Here is a 22,143-nt window from a genome sequence, read left to right as displayed (position 1 = left end):
CCAACCCGGAAAGATCAGCCATGACCGCCCATTACGACGCCCTCGAGACGCGCGAGCAGGCTGCGCGCGAGGCCGAGCTGTTCTCCCGCCTCCCCAGCGTGCTGCGCAGCGCGATGAGCGCGCCTGGCTATGCCGAGCGCCTCAGGGGTGTCGATACGGCCGCAGTGACCTCCAGGACGGCGCTGGCGGGCCTGCCAGTGCTGCGCAAGTCGGAACTGCCGGCCCTGCACAAGGCCTCCACGCCCTTCGGTGGCTTCGTGGCGGCGGCGCCGGGGTCGTTTGCCCGCCTCTTTACCTCCCCCGGTCCGATTTTCGAGCCGGAGGGCCGGCAGGCCGATCCCTGGCGTGGTGCGCGGGCGCTGTTCGCGGCCGGGTTCCGCGCGGGTGACGTGGTGCTCAATACCTTCAGCTACCACCTGACCCCGGGCGGCTTCATCTTCGATTCCTCCGCGCGTGCGCTCGGCTGTGCGGTGATCCCGGCCGGCCCCGGCAACACCGAACAGCAGTTCGAGCTGATCGAGGCCTACCGTCCCGTCGGCTATAGCGGCACGCCGGACTTTTTGAAGATCCTGCTCGATGCGGCGGCAAGTGCGGGCCGCGATATTTCATCGATCAAGCGCGCGCTGGTCTCCGGTGCGGCCTTCCCGCCCTCGCTCCAGGCCGAGATCAAGGCGCGCGGCATCGATGCCTACCAGGCCTTCGGCACCGCCGATCTCGGCCTCATCGCCTTCGAGACTGAAGCCCGCGACGGCATGGTGGTGAATGAGGATCTGATCATGGAGATCGTCAAGCCCGGCACCGGCGATCCCGTGACGCCGGGCGACGTGGGCGAGATCGTGGTGACCTCGCTCGACCCGCATCATCCCTGGATCCGCCTCGCGCTCGGCGACCTCACCGCGGCTCTTCCGGGTCCGAGCAAATGCGGCCGAACCAACATGCGCATCAAGGGCTGGATGGGCCGCGCCGACCAGACCACCAAGGTCAAGGGCATGTTCGTCCGGCCCGAGCAGATCGCCGAGATCGGCAAGCGCCATGCCGCGGTCGGACGGCTGCGCCTCGTCGTCACGCGCCAGGGCGAGACCGACGCGATGACGCTGAAGGCGGAATCGGCGGCGGCGAACGAGAGCTTGCGCGAGGAGATCGCAGGCACCTTGCGTGCCGTGACGAAGCTCGGCGGCAATGTCGAACTGGTCAGCCCAGGCGCGCTGCCGAACGACGGCAAGGTGATCGCGGACGAGCGGTGATGGCAACTGTCAGGGGACGACGACCGCCACATACAGAAGCATCACGGCAGCGAAACCGAGAGCGGCCACGAGCATTGCTGCGGCCTGTTTGTAACCTGTCGACTCTGATGATCTTACGGCAGCCGATGAATTGTCATTTGCGACGGTATCGAACGGCTGGAAGGAATCGTCAGTGATCTCTGCCCGGTACTTCCGCAATGCCGGCATAAAAGCTGCGCTTGATTCTGTCGAAGAAGGAAAACGCGGCGGGCCACTTTCTGCACTGGGTTGTGATTCGAGTTAACGCTTAATTAATTCACAGATTAGCGCGGGACACCAGAATTCGACCCACAATGTACCGCAACTGGCGCACTCATCCTTGGGTCGAAGCTGGCTTGTCTGTAGCGATCACACCTCAATACCTGCGGTAGTAGTTCTCTGGCCGGTCCTGGAATTGGCGCGGTACGGTCCCGGTCGGGTAGCAGCGGCCATCGCGAAGATCGACGTCTGCGCCATCGCCACATGGGACCGGGCGCCTGCGGTATCCGTAAGGACGGTAGGGCTGAGGCTCACCATAGTAGTCCGGCCCGCCATACTGTGGCTGGTAATACCGCCGCCGCGCCTCCTGCTCCTGAGGAGGCAGGTAACCGTTCGGATAACATAAACCGTCTCGCGCACTCAGGTCCCAGCCGTTTCCGCAGGGCGGCGGATGCCGCGGAACGCCATACTGCACTTCGAACGCGCGGTCGGAGCCGGCAGCCGGCAGAGCCTGGCCTGCATAGAGAGCAAGGGCGGTCGCAATCGTCGTGATCAACATCGTGTCGTCTCCTGCGCAGCGTAACGATGGCTGAGCGGCACTGAATGCCACATGAACGTGCAAGCCGTCAGCGGACGCAGTCCATCGAAGCACCGGGCGATTTGTCGCACCTGACGCCTCGACGCCCTCTCACCCAATGTGCATCAATGCCGGACCGTCTTGGACAGGCGGTATGGGCCAAGGTACAGGACGTCCAGTCCCGAGCAGAAATAGGTATGCAGCGCCTCCAGCGGCGCATTCACGGTCGGCTGCTCGTTGATGTTGAGGCTGGTGTTGATCAGCACCGGCAATGAGGTCGCCTTCGCGAACTCGCCGATCAGGCGGCTGTAGAGCGGATTGCTGTCCGGGTGGACGCTCTGGATGCGTGCGGTGTTGTCGACATGGACCACCGCCGGCATCGTATCGGCGACCTTCGCGTTGACCGGAAACGTCACCACCATGAAAGGCGCGTCGAACGCGTCCTCGAAATACTCGGCCTGGCGTTCGTACAGCACCGAGGGACAGAACGGGCGGAATTCCTCGCGATATTTGATCGTGAGGTTGATGCGGTCCTTCATGCTGGCCTGGCGCGGATCCGCCAGGATCGAGCGGTTGCCGAGCGCGCGCGGGCCATATTCCATGCGGCCCTGGAACCAGCCCACAGTCTTCTGTTCGGCGAGATCGGTGACGCAGCGCGACACCGGATCATCGAGCAATTCGAAGCGCGCGCCGATCTTGTCCAGCGTCTCCCGGATCGTGTCATTGGAATATTCCGGGCCCCAATAGGCATGAGTCAGCGGCGCGATCGTGTGGCCGGCTTCCGCGCATTTCATCATCGCCGCACCCAGCGCCACGCCCGCATCGTGCGGGACCGGCGGAACGTAGAGACGCTTCACGGACGGCTCCGCCGCGATCTCCATATTCATCTTGCAGTTCAGCCCGACGCCGCCGGCGATGCAGACATCGCCGCAGCCGGTCTCGGCGATCGCCGAACGGATCACTTCGGTGGCAACGATCTCGAGCTGCTTCTGGCCGCTTGCGGCGATGTTGGTCAGGCGCTGGTCGAGCGGCGCGCCGCGCAGCCGCCGCGGCCCGAGTAGCTCCTCCATTTTCTCGGTGAAGATGCGCTCCTGCCGCGTCGAGAAATCGCTGGTGAAGATGTCCGCGTCGCGCCGGCGCTTGTCGAGCTCGGGATCGAGCTCGTAGCTGATGCCGTTCGGGCGCAGCAGTTTTGCGAACTTGTCGAGATAGTCGGGGCTGCCATACGAGGACAGACCCATGACCTTGTACTCGTCATTGGTCATCTGATAGCCGAGATACTGGGTCAGCATCCCGTAGTAGAGACCGAGACTGTTATGGCGTCCGAACCGCGTCAGCACGCGGAAGTCGTTGCCGCGCGCATGCGCGACGAGGCCGGCGCTGGAGTCGCCGGAGAAATCGAAGCAGGCAACCGTCGCTTCCGAAAAGCCGGAGCCGTAGAACGAGCTCGCGGCGTGGCAGAGGTGATGGTCGTAGAGTTCGATCTTCGGGCCATGGCCGAACTGGTACTTGAAGTATTCGGTGAGGCGCTGGGTGTAGTTGGTGTAGGTCTTCAGCGGCGAGCAGATCCAGTCGACGTCACGCATGGTGATGCCGGCCTGCTTGAGGCAGAAGCTCATCGCGCCGCGCGGCAGCTCGCCGCGCGCGTGCTTGGCCAGCGTGAAGCGCTCCTCTTCGGCGGCCGCGATCAACTCACCGTCGCGAAGCAGAACGGCCGCGCCGTCGTGGTGACCGTGCTTGATGCCGGAGCTGATCCCAATCACATACATTCGTGCATACCTCCGGATCGCCTTCTATAGGAACTGAGGGCAATGTAAATCTCGCATGATTGGCGACGTCGTCGGCCAAGCGAGCGTCCCGGCCCACGCCGGGAAGGATTGCACTGAAGCGCCGAGTTGCCGTTGAAGTCTCAGACCGACCGGCCCCTTGTCAGGCGCTGAAGGAAGTCCGTTTGCCTAATTGTCGCGATCGCAGGGCCCAACCTGTCGTCCCCGGCATGGGCTGGCGAGCTCGCAGGCTCGACGGCGTCGATGATGAGGTCTGCAAGCTCCCGCCTCTCGCTTTCGGTGCGCGGTTCGCGAATGTCCAGGAGCGGGGCAAGGTTATCGATGATCCAGGCCGAAACATCGGGATCCCTCATCGCGCCCCCGCGCGCGAGCTGTGCCGCCGCAGCGCTCGCCTCTTCCGCGATCAGCCGGGCCCGCACCATTTCAGCCAATTCGACCGCCCCCATGCAACGAGACGCCGATTGGGGAGACGACGAAATGTCCTGGCCCAGCCGCACGATGTCCAGGAAGCCGGCAAGCTCGACGGCCAGCGGCCCGTACGTGCTGTCCGATACGAAGCTCGGTTGCTCGACCCCGTCGACGATGATCCTGCCGGGCTCGACAGTGAAGTCGAGCTCGGCATAACCGCCGTCACGAAATTCGAGCTCGATGCGCCGCTTTCGTACCGAAGCTCTCCGTCCAAACCGCAGGGTTGCGCGGGATTGACCGAGGCCGAGCTCCACCTTGACCGCGCCTTGCGCCAGCGGCCCGACCTTATCGAGTTGCAGCTTCGCACCATCGTCGACCAGATGCAGCATCGACCACAGATGCGGGATGATCTCGTCGACCTTGTGCGTCGTGACGTTGGAGAACTTCTCCACGCCGTGTCGGATTTCCCGCTCGGGGTCCAGCCATTCCAATTCGACGGCGGCCACAGATCGCCCGGCCGTCAGACCCAGGAAATGATGCAGGAACGGCGCTGTCAGCAAATGCAGGCCAACGAGAAGGGGAACATCGTACGCGGCCGCCTGCTCAACCAGGCGTCTTGCGCCATCCGCGCTGAGCGCGAGCGGTTTCTCCACCAGGGTCGGCACACGCGCACGAAGCAGGATGCCGGCGGTCTCGGCGTGATCGGCGGCAGGGGTCACGACGATGGCGGCATCGGGCCGCGCGGCCAGCATCGCGTCCAGGTTTTGAACCGCGGTGAATTTGTCCCCTGCTCCCGGCAGGTCTGCGAGAAACGCGTCCACGGCCTCCCTGTTGTGGCGCGAGACCCACAGTACGCGCGCGACCCGGTCGGAGAGTTGTGCGAGGACGGAGGCGTGCGTCCGCCCCCACCGTCCGCCTCCGATCAGGGCCACCGTGAGACCAGTCATGCGAGCTTTCGCCTCGCCCCTCAGGAAGCGAGTCCTCCGATCGTTCGATCAGACCGCGCGGCAATAATCGCGGATCTGGCCAAGAGTGAATTCTTGCATCGAGGATGCCGGACGTTCCAGATCCGCCTTGTACCAGTCGGCCGTCAATTTCAGCGCGTCGCGAAATCCGAGCCGCGGCCGCCAGCCAAGCGTCGTGCGCGCCTTCGACGAATCGAGCTTCAGGAACGTCGCCTCGTGCAGCTCGTCGCCGCCCGTGTGCAACCACTGCGCACCGTCGCCCCAGATCGCGGCGAGCGTATCGACCAGGCTCTCCACCGGCTGCTCGCTTTCCGGCCCCGGGCCGAAATTCCAGCCCTCCGCGACGGCTACGCCTTTGCCGGACAGGGCTTCCGCCAACAGCAGATAGCCGGAGAGCGGCTCGAGCACATGCTGCCACGGACGAATGGCGCGCGGACGGCGCACCTCCAGCGCGCGTCCGATCGCGAAGGCGCGGACCGCGTCCGGGACGATGCGGTCCTTCGCCCAGTCGCCGCCGCCAATGACGTTGCCCGCGCGAGCCGAGGCCGCCGCCGGCTCGGCGAAGCTGCGATTATACGATGTCATCAGCAGCTCGGCGCAGCCCTTGCTGGTGCTATAGGGATCGTGGCCTCCCATCGCCTCGTTCTCGCGATAGCCCCATACCCATTCGCGGTTCTCGTAGCATTTGTCGCTGGTGACGATGACGAGCGAGCGGACACCGTCACCGGAGCGCTCCGCCTTTGCCTTGAGATTGAACTGACGCACCGCCTCGAGAACATTCAACGTGCCCATCACGTTGGTCGAGACGGTGCCGATCGGGTCGACATAGGATTCGCGCAGCACCGATTGTGCGGCCAGGTGAAACACGACGTCCGGCCTGCTCTTCGCCAGTGCGTGCGACAGCGCCTCGATATCCCTGACATCACCGCGCGCGTCGTCGACGATGTCTGCGACATGGGCCCGTTCGAACAGGGACGGCGAGGTCGGCGGATCGAGCGCGAAGCCGGAAACGCGCGCCTTCATGGCGTACAGCCACAGGCTCAGCCAGGAGCCCTTGAAGCCGGTATGTCCCGTCACGAGGACATTCCGGCCGCGCCAGAAGTCCGGGTTTACGTCCACATGCGCCACGGCGGGTTGTTCCCTTTCCAAAGCCCCTCGAGCAGGTTGCGCTCTCGCAGCGTATCCATGGACTGCCAGAACCCTTCGTGGCGGAACACGCGCAGCTCACCGCTCGCGGCCAATTGCTCGAGCGGCTCCCGCTCCCAGGTCGTGGCGTCGCCGGCGATCAGTTCGGCGATCCGGGGATTGAGCACGAAGAATCCACCATTGATCCATCCGCCGTCGCCGAGGGGCTTTTCGGTAAATCCTTTCACGACGGCGCCCTCCAGCTGGAGGCTGCCGAACCTGCCCGGCGGACGAATGCCCGTGACGGTCGCGAGCTTGCCGTGCGAGCGATGGAACGCGATCAGCTGCGCGATGTCGACATTGGCAACGCCGTCACCATAGGTCAGGCAAAACGCATCATCATCGCGGACATAAGGCAGCGCCCGCTTGATGCGGCCTCCGGTCTCGGTCTCGGCACCGGTGTCGACCAGTGTCACGCGCCACGGTTCGGACCGGCTGGCGTGAAAGTCGATCTGGTTGTTCTTGAGATCGATCGTGACGTCGGACGTATGCAGCAGATAGTGCGAGAAATATTCCTTGATCAGATAGCCCTTGTAGCCGAGGCAGATCACGAAGTCGTTGATGCCGAACGACGAATAGATCTTCATGATGTGCCAGAGAATCGGATGCCCGCCGATCTCGACCATCGGCTTTGGTCGTACGGAGGTCTCCTCACTGAGACGGCTGCCGAGCCCACCGGCCAGGATCATCGCTTTCATGACACTCTTCCTACCAGAAGCGGCCCCGCGCACGCCGGCCCGACGTCCGGCGCATCACTCAATCCGGCAGTATGCGGACCTCGGGCAACGGCATGACCAGTTTCGACTTCAGTCCTCTCGCCCGCAGCTGCTCGGCAATGGGCTGACCATAGTGCCAGGCGAGCAGCACCACGTAATCCGGCTGCTCGCGGATCAGGCGTTCGTTGTCCACGATCGGAATCTGCTTTCCGGGCAGATGCAGGCCAAGCTTGAGCGAGGTGGGCTGCTCGCAGATATACGGCATAAGCGTGCGATCGATGCCGACATAGTTCAGCAGGGTGCTGCAGCGGCCGGGGCATGAATTGCCGACGAAGCTAAGGCCCTTCCTGTTGCAGTCGAGCGCGAGCTCGAGGAGGTCGCGCTTGACCTTTTCGGCGCGCGCGCGGAAGGCCTCGTAGCATTCCGGACGCGACAGGCCGAAATCGTCCTCCGCCTTCAAAAGCTCTGCGAGTGCGGGCTTGACCGGGCGTCCCTTGCCCTTCGCCACGTAGACCCGGATGTTGCCGCCGTAACGGCTGACCCGCCGCGCATCGACGCACGTGAAGTCGAAGAACTCGAACAGCTTGACGATCGACTTCAGCGAATAGGTTCGCAGGTGCTCGTGATAGATGGTGTCGAACTGCCCGCCCTCGATGACGTCGAGCAAATAGTGGTTCTCGAGGATGAAAACACCATCGGGCGCCAGCAGACGCTCCAGACCGCGGATGAAGCTGCCCAACTGCGCCACATGCGCGAACACGTTGGTGGCGGTCGCCACCTTCGCGTGGCCGTGCGTCTCCACGACCTTGCGCGCGGTTTCCTCGTCGAAGAAGGCCTGCAAGGTGTCGATGCCCTGCTCCCGCGCGATACGCGCGATGTTGGTGGGCTCGATGCCGAGAACGCGCATGCCGCGTCGCTTGAACCCGGATAGCAGCGTTCCATCGTTGGAGCCGATATCGACGACCAGCTGGTCCGGCTTGAGCGCGAGGTCAGCGACCGCGTCCTGAACGAACGCATCCTGATAGACCGCAAGCTCCTTGGTAATGCCGGAGCGGTAAGGATATTCCGGATGGAATACGACCTCTGGAGGAACGACGTAGTCGATCTGCGACAGCGAACAATCACGACACCACACCTGACGCAGCGGATAGCTCGTCTCGGGACCATCGAGCTGTGCCTTCGATGGGAGCGAGTCGCAGAGCGGCTGATGGCCGAGGTCGATAACGAGCTCGAGCCGCTCGGAGCCGCAAACCTGACAGCGCGTCAGCTTCCCGGTCGGGATGTCATGATGTGATGCGTTGGGCATTCGGAACCTTAATTGCGACAACGAGATACGGAAGATTTCCGGATGAAAGCCATCCGGGGGCGGCGCGCGACGCCGGGCGCGCCCGGCGACCCTTACTGGAAAGCCCCCCATTAATCAAGCATATGTCCTTCGCAACACTAGGTAATTTGCCACGGAGGGGCCTGGGCTATCTTGCGCAAAGCCCCGCATCTGTTACTAGCATTTCCGAGCCCATATCAACCCTCGGCCGAAGACCTATCGATACAAGCAGGACAACTAGGGTAATGCGCAGGACGCCTGTTGAAAGCGAGCGCAAGCTCATTTCCATTTTGATCCCCGTCTTCAACGAGGAAGGCAATATTCGCAGGGCCTATGAGGCCGTCGGCGACGTCTTCGAGCAGATGAAGGACCGCTACGCGTTCGAGATCATCTTCACCGACAATCACAGCACCGACGCTTCGATCTCGATCATTTCCGAACTGGCGGAAAAGGACCCGCGCGTGCGCGCGGTGCGCTTTGCCAGGAATTTCGGATTTCAGAGGTCCGTGCTGACGGCCTACCGCCTGGCAGCCGGCGACGCGGCCATCCAGATCGATTGCGACCTGCAGGACCCGCCGAGTGTATTCCCTCGATTTCTGGAGTTGTGGGAGCAGGGGCACGACGTGGTCGTGGGCATCAGGCGCTTTCGACAGGAAAGTAAGCCGCTCCAATGGGCGCGTCAGTTCTACTACCGGCTGCTCAAGCGCTTGTCTGACGACAATCTGATGCTCGACAGCGGCGATTTCAGGCTGATCGACCGCACGGTGCTGGATCAGCTCCATCTGATCGACGACGTTGCGCCTTACACGCGCGGCCTGACCTCGCTGCTCGCCACCAAGCAGGCCGGCGTCGCCTACGACCGGCAGGCGCGGCAGGCCGGCGTGAGCAAATTCCCGCTCGGCAAGCTGATCGCGCTCGCAGTCGACGGATTGATCACGCACTCGATCTTTCCACTTCGCCTCGCAGCCTTCGTCGGGCTGGGAGTTTCGATGCTGACGTGCCTTGCGAGCTTCTTCTACATCTTCTCCCGGGTGTTCTTCGGCATCAACTGGCCGGCAGGCTTTGCCACGACGACGGTGTTGCTGCTGTTCGGCATCAGCCTCAACGGCATCTTTCTCGGAATCATCGGCGAGTATGTCGGACGAATCTACAACCAGGTGCGCTCGCGGCCGACGACTGTGATCGAGTACAGCGTCAACGTGACCGATACGTCACTGGATCGGCTGGCGCTGAAAGCACCACCGTCAGCGGCTGCCCGGGAGGCGCCGGCCGAGATGCTTCGCAGGACCGGGACAGGACAAGCGTGATGACGGAATTCGACCAATATCGCGACGGCTACAGCCAGCAGATCGACAATGCGATCGCCTTCAGCGGCCAGCCGCAGGATTTCTTTACGCGCGCGAAGGCGCGGTATTTGCTGGACGTATTCTCAACGGTCCGGTCACAGCTCAAGGAGGGGGCGTTGCGACCGCTCGATGTGCTGGATATCGGTTGCGGACAGGGCCTCATTCATCCGCATCTCCCGCCGGAGAAATCGGGTATCCGGCTGACCGGGATCGACGTCGCCGGGACGGTCATCGAGGAAGCCAGGGCCAGCAACCCGGACGTCCACTACGACGTCTATGAAGGCACGCGACTTCCCTACCAGGACCGCAGTTTCGACATCGCCTACGCCATCGCCGTGATGCATCACGTTCCGCCGGACGATTGGAAATCCTTCCTCGTCGAGGCGGCCCGCGTCGTCCGGCCGGGAGGCCTCGTCATCATCATCGAGCATAATCCGGTCAATCCGTTGACGCAGAAGATCGTCAGGAGCTGCCCGTTCGATCAGAACGCCGTGCTGCTCCACTCCGGTCAGCTCGCAAAGCTGTTCCGTGCCGCGGGCCTGGTCGATCCGAAGCGGCAGTTCATCATCTTCACTCCTTTCGACACGCCATTCTTCCACAGGCTGGATACGAGCCTCGGTTGGCTGCCGCTCGGAGCGCAATACTGCATGGCTGCTCACGTGCCCTCGTAAGATTCGTCGTTTGGGAATGGCGCAGCCCTGCCCCGCGCCGTTCATCACAGCCTGAGGTTTCCGGAACCACCCCATGAAATCAAACGTGCACGAACCTTACGGCGAGGTTGCGCGGCAGCAATCATGCGCGTGGCTCGACGACGTGGCGCCGATACTCTCGAGCGCTGCTCTGACGTTCCTTGGCCTTCTGCTCGAGATCGTGCTCGCCAAGCAGTTGGGAATAGCCCCCCGGTCCCGAACCATGCTGGTTTTTGTCACCGGGATGTCGGTCCTGCCGGTAGTTACGATGACGCTACAGGATTGGCTGGATCGTCGTTCGCCAGAGGCAGGCCGACTGCTGGAAGCCGCGAATGTGTGGTGCGCGGTCGCGGCGCTGGCCAGCCTTGCCCTCGTCGCCATCGTCGGCTGGGCCGGCAAGGGAGGCATGGAGTTCTGGCGCAAAGCCGCGCTGCACGTGGCCGAAGTCTCGACCGTCGGATATATCGTGCTGATCACGTGGTTGCGCTTCGCGGTCCGAACGGAAGGATTCCTTGATCGGGCCGGCGCGATCATTGCGCGATGGAGCTCAAGGCCGACACAGACGCTTGCGCTCGCATTCGCCTTCGCAGCCGCAGTGATCACCCTGTTCAGGATCGAACCGGAAAATCGATATTTCACCCCGGTTTTGAGCTTCCTCTTTCCGACAGCGCCAGGAGGATTTCCGGATCTGCCGAGCCTGCTGCTTGCGACATTGACTGCGGCGCTGCTCGTGGCCGGCGGCGCAGGCTTTCTGATCCTCGAGCGACGCCTTGCAGTCGATCATCCAGCGCGGCTCCAATCGGCTCAACGGGCAGCCCTGGCCGTCGCCCTCGTCGCGAGCGTCGTCCTCAGTTTCGATTTCTCGCTTGCTGCCGACGCGTTTCACTACATGACGGTGATCGGGCCCGCCCTGCATCTGCTGCACGGCGGCACGCTGATGGTCGACACATTCTCACAATACGGTCCAGGCCCCGTCCTCGCCACCTACCTTGCCTTCCGGCTCGGGCCACCATCCTTTGCCGTCGCCAACCTTGCCATCCAGCTTTGCAATCTGACCTTCTACGGCCTCTTTCTGATCGCGCTCTGGCAGTCGACGCGAACCCGGATCACCGCGGTCTGGTTCGGCCTCATATTCATCCTGTTCTGGCTGTCCAGCTGGGACAACGGCCAGGGCAACGTGAATGCCGCTCCGTCCGTGCTGGGCGCGCGCTATCTCCCCATTTTGCTCATGGCCGTTGCGCTCGGCGCGCGACGAGGCTCCCGACATTCCGCGCTCACTTTGTTCGCCGGCTTTCTCTCCAGCTTGTGGAGCATAGAGGCCTTCGTCGGATCGGCGGCCCTGTATGCGGGATCGCTCACCCCGATCAATCTGCGCGACCTGAACTATACCAGGCTCATGAGGGATTTCGCGATCGCCGCGCTGCCGATGATCGCTGGACTTGCCGTGCTCTCGATCGGCACGCTGGCCGCGGCTGGCAGTTGGCCGGCCTTCAACATCTATCTCGGCTTCCTGTCGAGCTACAACCCGCTCTCGCAATTCTGGTCGGTCCCGTTCGACGCGGCGTTCTGGGGGTGGATGCCGATCATGGCCGCGGTCACGATCACGATCGCCGGCTGCTGGCGGTTGACGATCGACGGCAGATCCGCCTCGCGACAGATCTTGAACGACACCTGGTTACAACATGCATTGCCGGCCGCGATATTGACGGCGCTGACGGGCGCTTATTACGCCGGCCGCTCGGTCGACTTTACCGTTGCCATCGCGCTATTGCCGTTCGGACTTTTGTTCGTACCCGCCGCGCTCTGGCTGGCGGGCCGTGCGCTTGGCGGAGATCGCGTGGCAGTCAGGCTGACGGCTGTAACCGTTGCGACCGTGTTCTGGGCCTCAATCTTCTGTTGCCTCTACGTGCTTCGCGTCGATTCACCCTATACGTTGCTGCTGCAGGAATGTAGGGACCACGATCGTTGCAGCCCCGCAGCCCTGGCGCGAAGCTTGTCCGAGACGGTGAACCGCGAACTCGCGCTGAACAGCCGAAACTCCCTTTGGTCGCTGGACGACTACGACCGCACAATCGTCGCGGACGCCAAAGGTCTCATCGAACGATTCTCCGGCAAGGCCACCAAGGTTACCGTGCTGCTTGGCGAGAGCTCTGACGGATGGCAGATGCTCAGCGACATTGCGCTGATGTATACCGACAAGTGGCACACTTGGCCTCGGTCGTTCACCTTCTCCGATGAACTCGTGCCGGCGCTGTTCAAGCGTATCCTGGCAGAAGATGTGACGCTTGCGAGCGGCGATCTGGTCCTCGTGCGCCGCGACGTTGCGGGCCTGGGGCAGCTCGAAAGGGCCATCCTGGAGCGGCTCCGCACCCAAGGCGCGCTGTGCGAGCTTCGCGGCTCGACGCCGGACGTTGCCGCCTACAGGATTCGGAAGACGGGCGATCCGCAAGCTGCCGATGATTGCCGCGAGCAGACCATGGACTTGGCTGAAGAAATCGTTGAACGATCGCGCGGACGCACAGCGGATCTAGCGGCGCTCATCGACGGGATTCGCGCAGTAAGCCGCGCCCTCCCGGACGGCGCTCTGAATTATCCGGCGCTCGAACGCGCGGGTGCGACGGTTCCTCCAAATCTTGTCGCCGGCCGACGATTGGTGTCGTTCTCGGGGACCATGTCCTTGCAGAAATCCGGATCCCAATTGACGATCGATCTCTTTGCCCTCCCTCAAGCCGCCTGCCGGCAGCTCTTGCCGCCGATCAGCCAGCTCGCCGGCGTGGAGCGACTGGCCGTCACCGGGACGCTAGCCGACGAAAAGAGCGTACCGATTTCGCAGGCTCAAGCAGAGCTACTCTGTGCGCAGAACACCAGACAATTGCGGATCATCGCAAATCTGAAGGAGCGCTCGAGCTCCGAGTAGAACGCCGGCACGCCGCCGCGATACTCATCGCTGCGGGACAGCGCAGCTCACTTTCCGGCCTTCGCGCGGCGCCGAGAGGACCAATAACGTATCCAGCCCGAAGCCGGATGCCCGTGCGCAAAGCTGCTCGTCGGTCGATGCCTCCGAGATCGCGTCGTCCCTGTAGAGGCTGGTCGTATAGTAAATGTCTCTGGCACATTTGAATTCCGGAGGATTGATCCCCTTGAGCATAGGGACCCCAAGGATTGCCGGAATGATGAACGGGTCTCCTCGACAATCGAGATAAGTGGTCCAGAACGGCCGATTGCCCGGCGCGACGAACACGGCCAGATGGCGCGTCTGCCCTCCACTCAACGAAAGCAGCGTCTCAATCGATTGAGTTCCCGGCACGCGCTTGATGCCATCACCGATCTCTCGCCGAAGGCTCCCGGCAGGCGCAAGCAGCGCGGCAATCGCACGCGCTGTCGGGAGTGGGGCCGCGTCGTCGGCGCCAGTGAGCGCGTGGACTCGATCGTTCAACTCCCGAAACTGTGCCGCCAGTTTGCCGGGGCTGTTTCTCTTCTCATCGGTGGCCAGGCCGACGGCAATGAGAATGCCGAGGACGATGGCGGGACGAAATGCCCAATGACCTCGCCTTTCAATCGCCGGAACGCCATACGCAGTCAGAAAGGCGATACAGGCGAAGGTCCCGACATTGGCGAAATAGAATGCTGACCCTCCCGCGATGTCGAGCAGCACGGCCGGAACAAGGCTTCCGATCGCGAACAGTGCAAATGTTTCGGCCAGCCGCTTCTCGGACGGCGAACCGGCCAACCAAAGCGACGCCGCACCGTACAGCAGCACCAGATTGGCGACGATATTCGGTAGCGCGCCGCGCGGGTACTCGCGCGCAAAGCTGAGCAGTCTCAGCGTGTGAACGTAGGTGCCGGCGTCGGGAGAACTGACCATGCTGGCAAGCCCGACCAGCAGTCCGATGGGCAGCGCAAGCTTGACGAGGTTCAGGGCGGTCGGCCCCGTTCGCCGCCAAAGCAGGAAACCAGTGGCTCCCCAAAAAATCACCCCGACCGAAATCTTGGAGAACAGGACCAGGGTTCCTGCAATCGCCAGCGCGAACAACGGAGGCCGCAGCGGTGACCTCTCGTCGGCAATCTCGGCGAATAGCGGCATCGCAAACAGGAACAGAAGCAGAGAAAGGAAGTAGCTCTCGGATACGAGGTAGGACGTCCAGCCCCAGAGGTCAGCGACCGCAAGGAGCAGCAGCGGTACGAACGTGACGAGGGCGCTGTCCGGCGATTGGTCGTCCGGTCGCCGCAGCAATGCCCCAGCTGCGATCAGGCTGAAGAACAACAGCGGAATGGCGATGATCTGCGCCACGAGATAATAGCTCTCGAGCGTCGTGACGCCGAGCCAGAGGCCGATACACCCAATCCAGATGTGGGAGAGAACGTGGTATTTGATCGGCAAAAAGCCGTCCAGCCCCGTACTCAAGTGACCGGTCTTCACCAGCATGTTGGCAATCGAGGCGTGAAACAGCGTGTCGAGGTGCTGCAGGCCCGTCACCGCCTGTTCGGGCGTAAGAACGGTAGCGTAGCCCTTTGCGTTCACGACGAAGAAGTAGCAGATCCCCGCACCGCAGCCGCTGGCCACGGCCAGCATCAACGTCGGCCGCGCCATGCCGCGCACCAGTACAGCGAAGCGCCAGATGCCAACGAAGACCACCCCGAGCAGAATCGGGTAGATGACGACGTCCGCCAAGACACGATCCAGCCATGCCAGACACGGCAAGAACAAAATCGCGATGACGCCCAGCACCACCCCGGCATGGCCCTGCCGGTGACGGGTTGTCAGCACCAGCACGCAGGAGACGGCGGCCGCCAGCAGCAGGAACGCCTTTACGAACACGAACCAGTGGGGACTTCCAAGAGGGCCCCGCACGACGGCGCAGATCACCGCCGATGTCGCCGACATCGCGCAGACGAAAACCGCGGCGAAACAGATCGAGCCAGCTTCAGGCGAGACTCGGCTCACTCCGAAACTGCGGTCCAATTCTTCTGGCTTGTTCAGCGGGGAGTGCAAGCGGGCTAGATCCTTTTCGTACCCTGTTTGAGGAGACGCTCAAACAGCCTTGGCCACGACGTGGCATGGTTCGAATAGCCAATTCTGGGCTCAGCGGCCAGTGCGCCGTCTCGGCCACCAACGATCGAGCGGAACTAGTGCCGGCGGCGCCTCGAGGCAGGCCGGTTCGGGCGCTTTCCCGAAACTTGCATCATCCGCCCCCCTGCCGTATCTACGACCCCACCCCCCGGCCTTTCGAGCGGCTGCCATCTGGGGATAAGTGGCGGAATAGCCTTCGCTTTTTGGATCATGAACTTTGGCAGACAAGAGCCACGTCACCATCGCCGAGACAGCCACGATTGAGGAAGCCTTCCGGCGCCTCAACGCCAACATGCTCGGCATTCTCTTTGCGCAGGACGCGGGCGGGAAAATTGTCGGCGCGGTGACCGACGGCGACATCCGCAGGCGGATGCTGACCGGCACCACGATCCACGACAAGGTCGCAGCCTGCGTCAACCGCAATTTCGTCTGGGCACGCGCCGGCGGACCGCGCGAGCAAATCCTCAAGCTGCTCGACCAGCGTGTGCACGTGATTCCGATCCTCGACGTCGAGGGCCGGCTGGTTGACGTCTTCAGCCGCGAGCTCTTCAACCTCTCGGACGAGAGCGAGGTTTTTGCGCGCGCCCGCTCGCCGGTGCGGATCTCCTTCTCCGGCGGCGGCACCGATCTGACGCATTATTTCGTGGCGAATGACGGCGGCGCTGTGATCAACGCGACGATCAAGATGTACGCCCACGCGACGCTGCGGCGCCGCAGCGATGCCCGCATCCGGATCTACTCGCACGATTTCCGCTGCACGGTCGAGGCCGACGATCTCGCCGAGCTCGGCACCGGCGGTGATCTCGCGCTGATCAAGTCGGTGGTGCGCCTGATCAAGCCGACTTACGGTTTCGAGCTCGAGGTCTCGGCCGACTTTCCGGTCGGTTCCGGCCTCGGCGGCTCCGCGGTGGTCTCCTCCGCCATCATCGGCTGCTTCAACGAATTCCGTTCGGACCAGTGGGACCGCCACGAGATCGCGGAGATGGCGTTCCAGGCCGAGCGGCTGATGCTCAACATCCCGGGCGGCTGGCAGGATCAATACGCCACCGTGTTCGGCGGCTTCAATCACATGGAGTTCTTCTCCGACCAGAACACGATCGTGCCGCTCCGCCTCGACACCAATATCATCGCCGAGCTCGAGGAGAGCCTGGTGCTCTGCTACACCGGCTCGGGCCACGATTCCGGCGCCATCCACCGCGACCAGAAAGCCCAGCACGAGACCGGCGACGCGGTCGCGGCGGCCGCGAAGCAGAAGGAAGTGACGCGCGATATCCGGCGGCACCTGCTGCGCGGCCAGCTGCTGGAATGCGGGCGGCTGATCGACGAGGCCTGGCACGCCAAGCGGAAGTTCAGCTCGAAGATCTCGTCGAACGCGCTCGATGCGATCTATGATTTCGCCAGGCAGCACGGCGCGGTCGGCGGCAAGCTGCTGGGTGCCGGCGGCGGCGGCTATTTCATGTTCTTCGTGCGTCCGTTCGAGCGCTACCAGCTCATCGCGGCACTGGAGCAGCGGGGGCACAGCTGCTCGCGCATCATGTTCGAAGAAAACGGACTGCGGACCTGGAAGTCGCGTTTTCCGGCGCGATCCGCCTGACGCATGTGAGACGAGAATGTTGATGACATCGCCTAAACAGCCAGCTCCGGTCCGCATCGGCAACCGCCTTCTCGGCGACGGCGAGCCCTGCTACGTGATCGCCGAGGTCGGCAACAACCACAATGGCGATCTCGACCGCGCCATCGCGCTGGTCGACGCGGCGGTCGCCGCCGGCGCGGATTGCGCCAAATTCCAGATGCGCAAGCTCGACGAGGTCTACCGCGCCTCTTCGCTCTCCGGAAAGGACGACGATCTCGCCGTCGAATATACGCTCGACCTGTTGCGCCGCTTCGAGCTGACGGCCGAGCAGCAGAAGAAGATCGCCGACTATTGCGCCTCGAAGGACATTGAATATCTCTGCACGCCCTGGGACGCCAGGAGCGTCGCGGTGCTCGAAGGCTTTGGCGTCACCGCCTACAAGGTTGCTTCCGCCGACCTCACCAATCTTCCCTTGCTTGCCAAACTCGCAGCCACCGGCAAGACGCTGATCGTCTCGACCGGCATGAGCACGACCGACGAAATCAAGACCGCTGCGAAATTTCTCGACGAGCGCAATGCGAGCTACGTGCTGCTGCACTGCCAGAGCACCTACCCCGCGGCGCTTCACAACATCCATCTGCGTTTCATGGAGACGCTGCGGGAGATCCACCCGCTGGTCGGCTATTCCGGCCACGAGCGCGGCACCGCGGTGTCGACGGCAGCGGTCGCCCTTGGCGCTGCCGTGATCGAGCGCCACATCACGCTCGACCGCGAGATGGAAGGCCCCGACCATGCCGCGAGCCTTGAGCCGGAAGAATTCAAGGCCCTCGTCGTCGGCATCCGCGAGGTGGAGGCGGCACGCGGCGAGAAGCTCGCCGAGCGTGCGTTGAGCCAGGGCGAGCTCATCAACCGCGAGAACCTGGCGAAGAGCCTGGTCGCCGCGCGCGACATCGCAGCCGGCACGGTGATCTCCGACGACGACATCGCCGTGAAGAGCCCGGGCCAGGGCCTGTCGCCGCTGAAAATGCCGGCGTTGATCGGCAGGACCCTCAAGCGCAGGATGGCAGCCGACGATTACTTCTTCCAGAGCGATCTCGACGAGGGCGCTGCGAAGGCGCGGCATTACCGCTTCGATCGCCCCTGGGGCGTCCCGGTGCGCTATCACGACACCGAACGCTTTCTCGAAATCTGTGAGCCCGACATCATCGAGTTCCATCTCAGCTACAGCGACATGGAACGCGACCCCGCGGCGTATCTGTCCGGCACCTACGATCTCGGCTTCGTCGTGCACGCGCCGGAGCTGTTCGCCGGCTCCAAGCTGATGGACCTCGCCGCGCCGGACGAGGCGCTGCGGCGCTATTCGCTGGAGCAGACGCAGGCGGTGATCGACATCACCCGCGGCCTCAAGAGATTCTTTCCCAAGACCAAGCGCCCGCCGATCGTCGCCAATATCGGCGGCTTCACCATGGACGAGCCGCTGCCGCCGGAAGAGAAGGCCGAGCGCTATCGAATCTTCGCGCAGAGTCTGAAGGAGCTCGACATGGAGGGCGTCGAGCTGACGCCGCAGACCATGGCACCGTTCCCCTGGCACTTCGGCGGTCAGCGCCACCAGAACATTTTCATCATCCCGGAAGAGTCAGCTGCATTCTGCGCCAAGCACGACTTGCGCATGTGTGTCGACATTTCCCACACCAAGCTCGCCGCCAATCATTTCGGCTTTGATTTCGCGCAAGGTCTCGCCCAGCTTGGACCGCACACCGCGCATCTGCATTTCGGCGACGCCAAGGGCCTCGATGGCGAAGGCCTCCAGGTCGGCGAAGGCGAGATCGACTTCGACGAGATCGGACGGGTGCTGCGCAAGCACGCACCGGCCGCGTCCTTCATTCCGGAGATCTGGCAGGGCCACAAGAACATGGGCGAAGGCTTCTGGACTGCGCTCGAGCGCCTCGAGGGGCACATCTGATGGCGCGCAAGACGCTGGCCGTGGTCGCCGCACGCGGCGGCTCGAAGGGAATTCCACACAAGAACCTGCTCGATCTCTGCGGCAAGCCGCTGATCGCCTGGACGGTCGAACAGGCGCGCGCCGCGCAGGGCGTGGACGTGGTGGCCGTCTCCTCCGACAGCGACCAGATTCTCGCTGCGGCCGAAGCTGCTGGCGCGGTCGGAGTGCGGCGCCCCCACGACATTTCCGGTGACCTCGCCTCCTCCGAATCCGCCTGGCTGCACGCGCTCGATGCCATCGACGCCCGGATGGGCCGGTTCGAGCGGATCGTCGCGCTGCAGGCGACCTCGCCGATCCGCGAGCCCGGCGACATCGAGAAGGCGCTTGCAACCTTCGATCGCGATCACCTCGACAGCCTGCTCTCGGTCTGCGAGGTCGAGGATTATTTCAACTGGCGCATCGGCCAAAGCGGCCCCGAACCGATCAACTACGATTATCGCAACCGCCGCATGCGGCAGCAGATCGAGAAGCGCTATCTCGAAAACGGCTCGTTCTACGTCCTGATCCCTTCACTCCTGCGCGAGCAGAGCAATCGTCTCGGCGGCAAGATCGGTTTTCACGTGATGGAACGCCACAAGATGTTCCAGATCGACCGCCCGGAAGACGTCAAGCTCTGTGCCGCCATCATGCGCAGTTACGGCTATGCCTGATCTCAGCGCCTTCTCTCTCGCAGATAAGATCGCCGTCGTCACCGGCGCCTCGCGCGGCATCGGCGCTGCGATTGCTGATGGCCTGAAGGAGGCCGGTGCCACGGTGTTCGGTCTCAGCCGCTCCGGGACCGCGCCGCAGGGCGTGACGGCGATGGCCTGCGATCTCTCCGACGACGCCGCGATCGCGCGCGCGTTCGGCACAATCGCGGCGCAAGGCGGGCACATCGACGCGCTGGTCAACGCCGCCGGCATCAGTCTTCCGGCCCAGAGCACTGAAAGCGAGCTCGCGCGCTTCCGCGCGACCGTCGCGACCGACCTCACCGGCGTTTACGCCGCCATCCTCGCCGCCTACCCGCTTCTGAAGAATGCGGGCTCGGCCGCGATCGTCAACGTCACCAGCATCAACTCGATCCGCGGCTTTCCCGGCAATCCCGGTTACGTCGCGGCGAAAGCCGGTCTCGCCGGGCTGACGCGCGCGCTCGCCGCCGACTATGCGGCCGACGGCATCCGCGTCAACGCTCTGGCGCCGGGCTATGTCGCGACCGAGATGACCGCGAAGAGCTTTGCCGATCCGGCCATGCACGAGGATCGGCGCCGCCACACCATGCTCGGCCGCTGGGGACAGCCTGGCGACATGGTAGGCGCCGCCATCTTCCTGGCCTCGGACGCATCGGCCTATGTCACCGGGCAGGAGCTCTTCGTCGACGGCGGCTGGACGACCAAGGGCCTCGCCATCAGTTCGGATAGCAAATCGTGACCGCAACGCTGCAACGCATCGGCTTCATGCAGGGACGCCTGTCGGCCCTCGTCGACGGCAAGATCCAGGCCTTCCCGTGGACCGAATGGCGCGAGGAATTTCCCCGTGCGAAAGCGCTCGGCCTGACGCGGATGGAATGGACCATCGACCAAGAGCGGTTGCGCGAAAACCCGTTGACGACCGACGAGGGGCAGCAGCAGGTGCTGGCGCTGTCGCGCGAGAACGGCGTACGCATTCCGAGCCTGACCGGCGACTGCTTCATGCAGGCGCCGTTCTGGAAGGTCGACTCCGTCGTGCGCGACGCGCTCGTCAACGATCTCGATCTCCTGATCGCCGCCTGCAGCGGGATCGGAATCGAGTTCGTCGTGATCCCGCTGGTCGACAATGGCAAGATCGAGCGCGAGAGCGAGAGCGATACGCTCAAACGCGTGCTGGTCGCGCGTCGCGAGACGCTTGCGAAACGGAACGTCAAGATCGTGTTCGAATCCGATCTGCCGCCGCGCGAGCTGGCCCGGTTCATGGAGGCCTTTCCGGCTGACGTCTTCGGCATCAACTACGACAGCGGCAACAGCGCCTCGCTCGGCTATGACAGCTGCGAGGAGATCGAGGCCTATGCCGGGCGGATCCTCAACGTGCATATCAAGGACCGCATTCGTGGCGGCACCACCGTGCCGCTCGGCACCGGCAACGCAGATCTCGCCAGGGCGATCCGGCAGATCGAGCGCTCCGGTTACACAGGACAATACATTCTGCAAACCGCGCGCGCCGCGGACGGCGACCATTCTGCCACGCTGGCAAAGTATCGCGACATGACGGTCGGCTGGATCGAGGACGCCGCGCAATGAAGCTCGAGCTCGACGATCGTGTTGCCCTGGTCACAGGCGCGAGCCGGGGCATCGGCCTTGCCATCGCCGCTGCGCTTGCTGCGGAGGGCGCCAAGGTCGCGCTCGCAGCACGTGGCGCCGATACGCTGAACGCGGCGCGCGCAACGATCGGCGGGCAAAGCTCGGTTCACATCGCCGACGTCACCGATCCGACCGCGGTCGCAACACTGATGCAGGACGTCGAAAAGCAATGGGGCCGGCTCGACATCCTCGTCTGCAATGTCGGCAGCGGCGCCTCCGTCCCCCCGGGCAAGGAGATCGCGGCGGAATGGTCGCGGATGATGGATCTCAATTTCTTGGCCACGACCAACATGATCGAAGCCGCCCGCCCGCTGATGGCGCGCGGCAGCGGTGACCGGGCCATCGTCTGCATCTCCTCGATCGCAGGCATGGCCGCGATCGGCGCGCCCGTGACTTACTACGCCGCGAAGGCGGCGCTGAATGCGACCGTGCGCGGACTGGCGCGCCCGCTGGCGCTGGAGGGCATCCGCATCAACGCGGTCGCGCCGGGCAACATCCTGGCCGCCGACGGGACCTGGGCGCGCAAGCTCGCCGAAAACAAGACTGCGGTCGAGGACATGCTTGCGCGCGAGGTAGCGCTGCGCCGGCTCGGAAAGCCGGAAGAGGTCGCCGACCTCGTCGCGTTCCTCGCCTCGCTGCGCGCGGCCTTCATCACCGGCACTGTGGTGGTCGCCGACGGCGGCCAACTGCGCAGCTGAACAGGAGCG

The 22,143-nt window shown here is 63.7% G+C and carries 16 protein-coding genes; 10 read left to right on the top strand and 6 right to left on the bottom strand.

The window, feature by feature from the left end:
• Nucleotides 1-20 precede the first annotated feature (20 nt).
• Entirely contained in the window at nt 21-1,244 is a 1,224-nt protein-coding gene (locus IC761_RS11805) for a phenylacetate--CoA ligase family protein (RefSeq protein ID WP_195803409.1), read from the top strand.
• A 939-nt stretch (nt 1,245-2,183) separates the two neighbouring features.
• Here IC761_RS11805 and IC761_RS11800 read toward each other — a convergent pair.
• The 5 genes from IC761_RS11800 to IC761_RS11780 all read right to left on the bottom strand — a co-directional run bounded on the left by IC761_RS11800 (nt 2,184) and on the right by IC761_RS11780 (nt 8,425).
• Entirely contained in the window at nt 2,184-3,827 is a 1,644-nt protein-coding gene (locus IC761_RS11800; RefSeq protein ID WP_195803408.1) for a carbamoyltransferase family protein, read from the bottom strand.
• A gap of 140 nt (nt 3,828-3,967) precedes the next feature.
• Nucleotides 3,968-5,200 (bottom strand): Gfo/Idh/MocA family protein, encoded by a 1,233-nt coding sequence (locus IC761_RS11795; protein WP_195803407.1) that lies wholly within the window; start codon nt 5,198-5,200, stop codon nt 3,968-3,970.
• 48 nt (nt 5,201-5,248) lie between these two features.
• Nucleotides 5,249-6,346, bottom strand: coding sequence for a CDP-glucose 4,6-dehydratase (gene rfbG / locus IC761_RS11790; RefSeq protein ID WP_195803406.1), 1,098 nt, complete (start codon nt 6,344-6,346; stop codon nt 5,249-5,251).
• On the bottom strand, nt 6,328-7,101 hold the full coding sequence (gene rfbF, locus IC761_RS11785; protein WP_195803405.1) for a glucose-1-phosphate cytidylyltransferase: 774 nt from the start codon (nt 7,099-7,101) through the stop codon (nt 6,328-6,330). Before rfbF ends, rfbG begins: the two co-directional genes overlap by 19 nt.
• A gap of 58 nt (nt 7,102-7,159) precedes the next feature.
• Nucleotides 7,160-8,425: a class I SAM-dependent methyltransferase gene (locus IC761_RS11780; protein WP_195803404.1), complete on the bottom strand. Its 1,266-nt coding sequence runs from the start codon at nt 8,423-8,425 to the stop codon at nt 7,160-7,162.
• A 263-nt stretch (nt 8,426-8,688) separates the two neighbouring features.
• On the opposite strand from IC761_RS11780, the gene IC761_RS11775 reads away from it, so the two are divergent.
• From IC761_RS11775 to IC761_RS11765, 3 genes are all read left to right on the top strand, one after another.
• Complete coding sequence (locus tag IC761_RS11775) at nt 8,689-9,750, top strand: glycosyltransferase family 2 protein (protein WP_195803403.1); 1,062 nt, start codon at nt 8,689-8,691, stop codon at nt 9,748-9,750.
• Nucleotides 9,750-10,460: a class I SAM-dependent methyltransferase gene (locus IC761_RS11770; RefSeq protein WP_195803402.1), complete on the top strand. Its 711-nt coding sequence runs from the start codon at nt 9,750-9,752 to the stop codon at nt 10,458-10,460. Before IC761_RS11775 ends, IC761_RS11770 begins: the two co-directional genes overlap by 1 nt.
• A gap of 73 nt (nt 10,461-10,533) precedes the next feature.
• Nucleotides 10,534-13,395 (top strand): hypothetical protein, encoded by a 2,862-nt coding sequence (locus tag IC761_RS11765; RefSeq protein ID WP_195803401.1) that lies wholly within the window; start codon nt 10,534-10,536, stop codon nt 13,393-13,395.
• Nucleotides 13,396-13,419: 24 nt separating this feature from the next.
• Here IC761_RS11765 and IC761_RS11760 read toward each other — a convergent pair whose 3' ends face one another.
• Nucleotides 13,420-15,471 carry a hypothetical protein gene (locus IC761_RS11760; protein WP_195803400.1) on the bottom strand — a complete coding sequence of 684 codons (2,052 nt, stop codon included), beginning with the start codon at nt 15,469-15,471 and terminating at the stop codon, nt 13,420-13,422.
• A gap of 295 nt (nt 15,472-15,766) precedes the next feature.
• Between IC761_RS11760 and IC761_RS11755 the strand changes: the two genes are divergently transcribed.
• The 6 genes from IC761_RS11755 to IC761_RS11730 are packed head-to-tail and all read left to right on the top strand — an operon-like array spanning nt 15,767 to nt 22,134.
• Nucleotides 15,767-17,143 (top strand): GHMP family kinase ATP-binding protein, encoded by a 1,377-nt coding sequence (locus tag IC761_RS11755; protein WP_195803399.1) that lies wholly within the window; start codon nt 15,767-15,769, stop codon nt 17,141-17,143.
• 22 nt (nt 17,144-17,165) lie between these two features.
• The gene (locus IC761_RS11750) at nt 17,166-19,085 is read left to right on the top strand and encodes an N-acetylneuraminate synthase family protein (RefSeq protein WP_246791499.1); all 1,920 of its coding nucleotides are present in this window, start codon (nt 17,166-17,168) and stop codon (nt 19,083-19,085) included.
• Complete coding sequence (locus IC761_RS11745) at nt 19,085-19,774, top strand: acylneuraminate cytidylyltransferase family protein (RefSeq protein WP_195803397.1); 690 nt, start codon at nt 19,085-19,087, stop codon at nt 19,772-19,774. The genes IC761_RS11750 and IC761_RS11745 overlap by 1 nt, the downstream gene beginning before the upstream one ends.
• Nucleotides 19,767-20,531: an SDR family oxidoreductase gene (locus IC761_RS11740; RefSeq protein WP_195803396.1), complete on the top strand. Its 765-nt coding sequence runs from the start codon at nt 19,767-19,769 to the stop codon at nt 20,529-20,531. The genes IC761_RS11745 and IC761_RS11740 overlap by 8 nt, the downstream gene beginning before the upstream one ends.
• A complete protein-coding gene (locus tag IC761_RS11735) occupies nt 20,528-21,376 on the top strand; it encodes a sugar phosphate isomerase/epimerase family protein (protein ID WP_246791498.1) in 849 nt (282 codons plus the stop codon). Before IC761_RS11740 ends, IC761_RS11735 begins: the two co-directional genes overlap by 4 nt.
• Nucleotides 21,373-22,134: an SDR family NAD(P)-dependent oxidoreductase gene (locus tag IC761_RS11730; RefSeq protein WP_195803395.1), complete on the top strand. Its 762-nt coding sequence runs from the start codon at nt 21,373-21,375 to the stop codon at nt 22,132-22,134. The genes IC761_RS11735 and IC761_RS11730 overlap by 4 nt, the downstream gene beginning before the upstream one ends.
• Nucleotides 22,135-22,143: the final 9 nt, after the last annotated feature.

The organism is Bradyrhizobium commune (assembly GCF_015624505.1).
Taxonomy (GTDB): domain Bacteria; phylum Pseudomonadota; class Alphaproteobacteria; order Rhizobiales; family Xanthobacteraceae; genus Bradyrhizobium; species Bradyrhizobium commune.
Note: the sequence above shows the minus strand (reverse complement) of the source record. Positions and strands in the feature narration are given on the sequence as shown.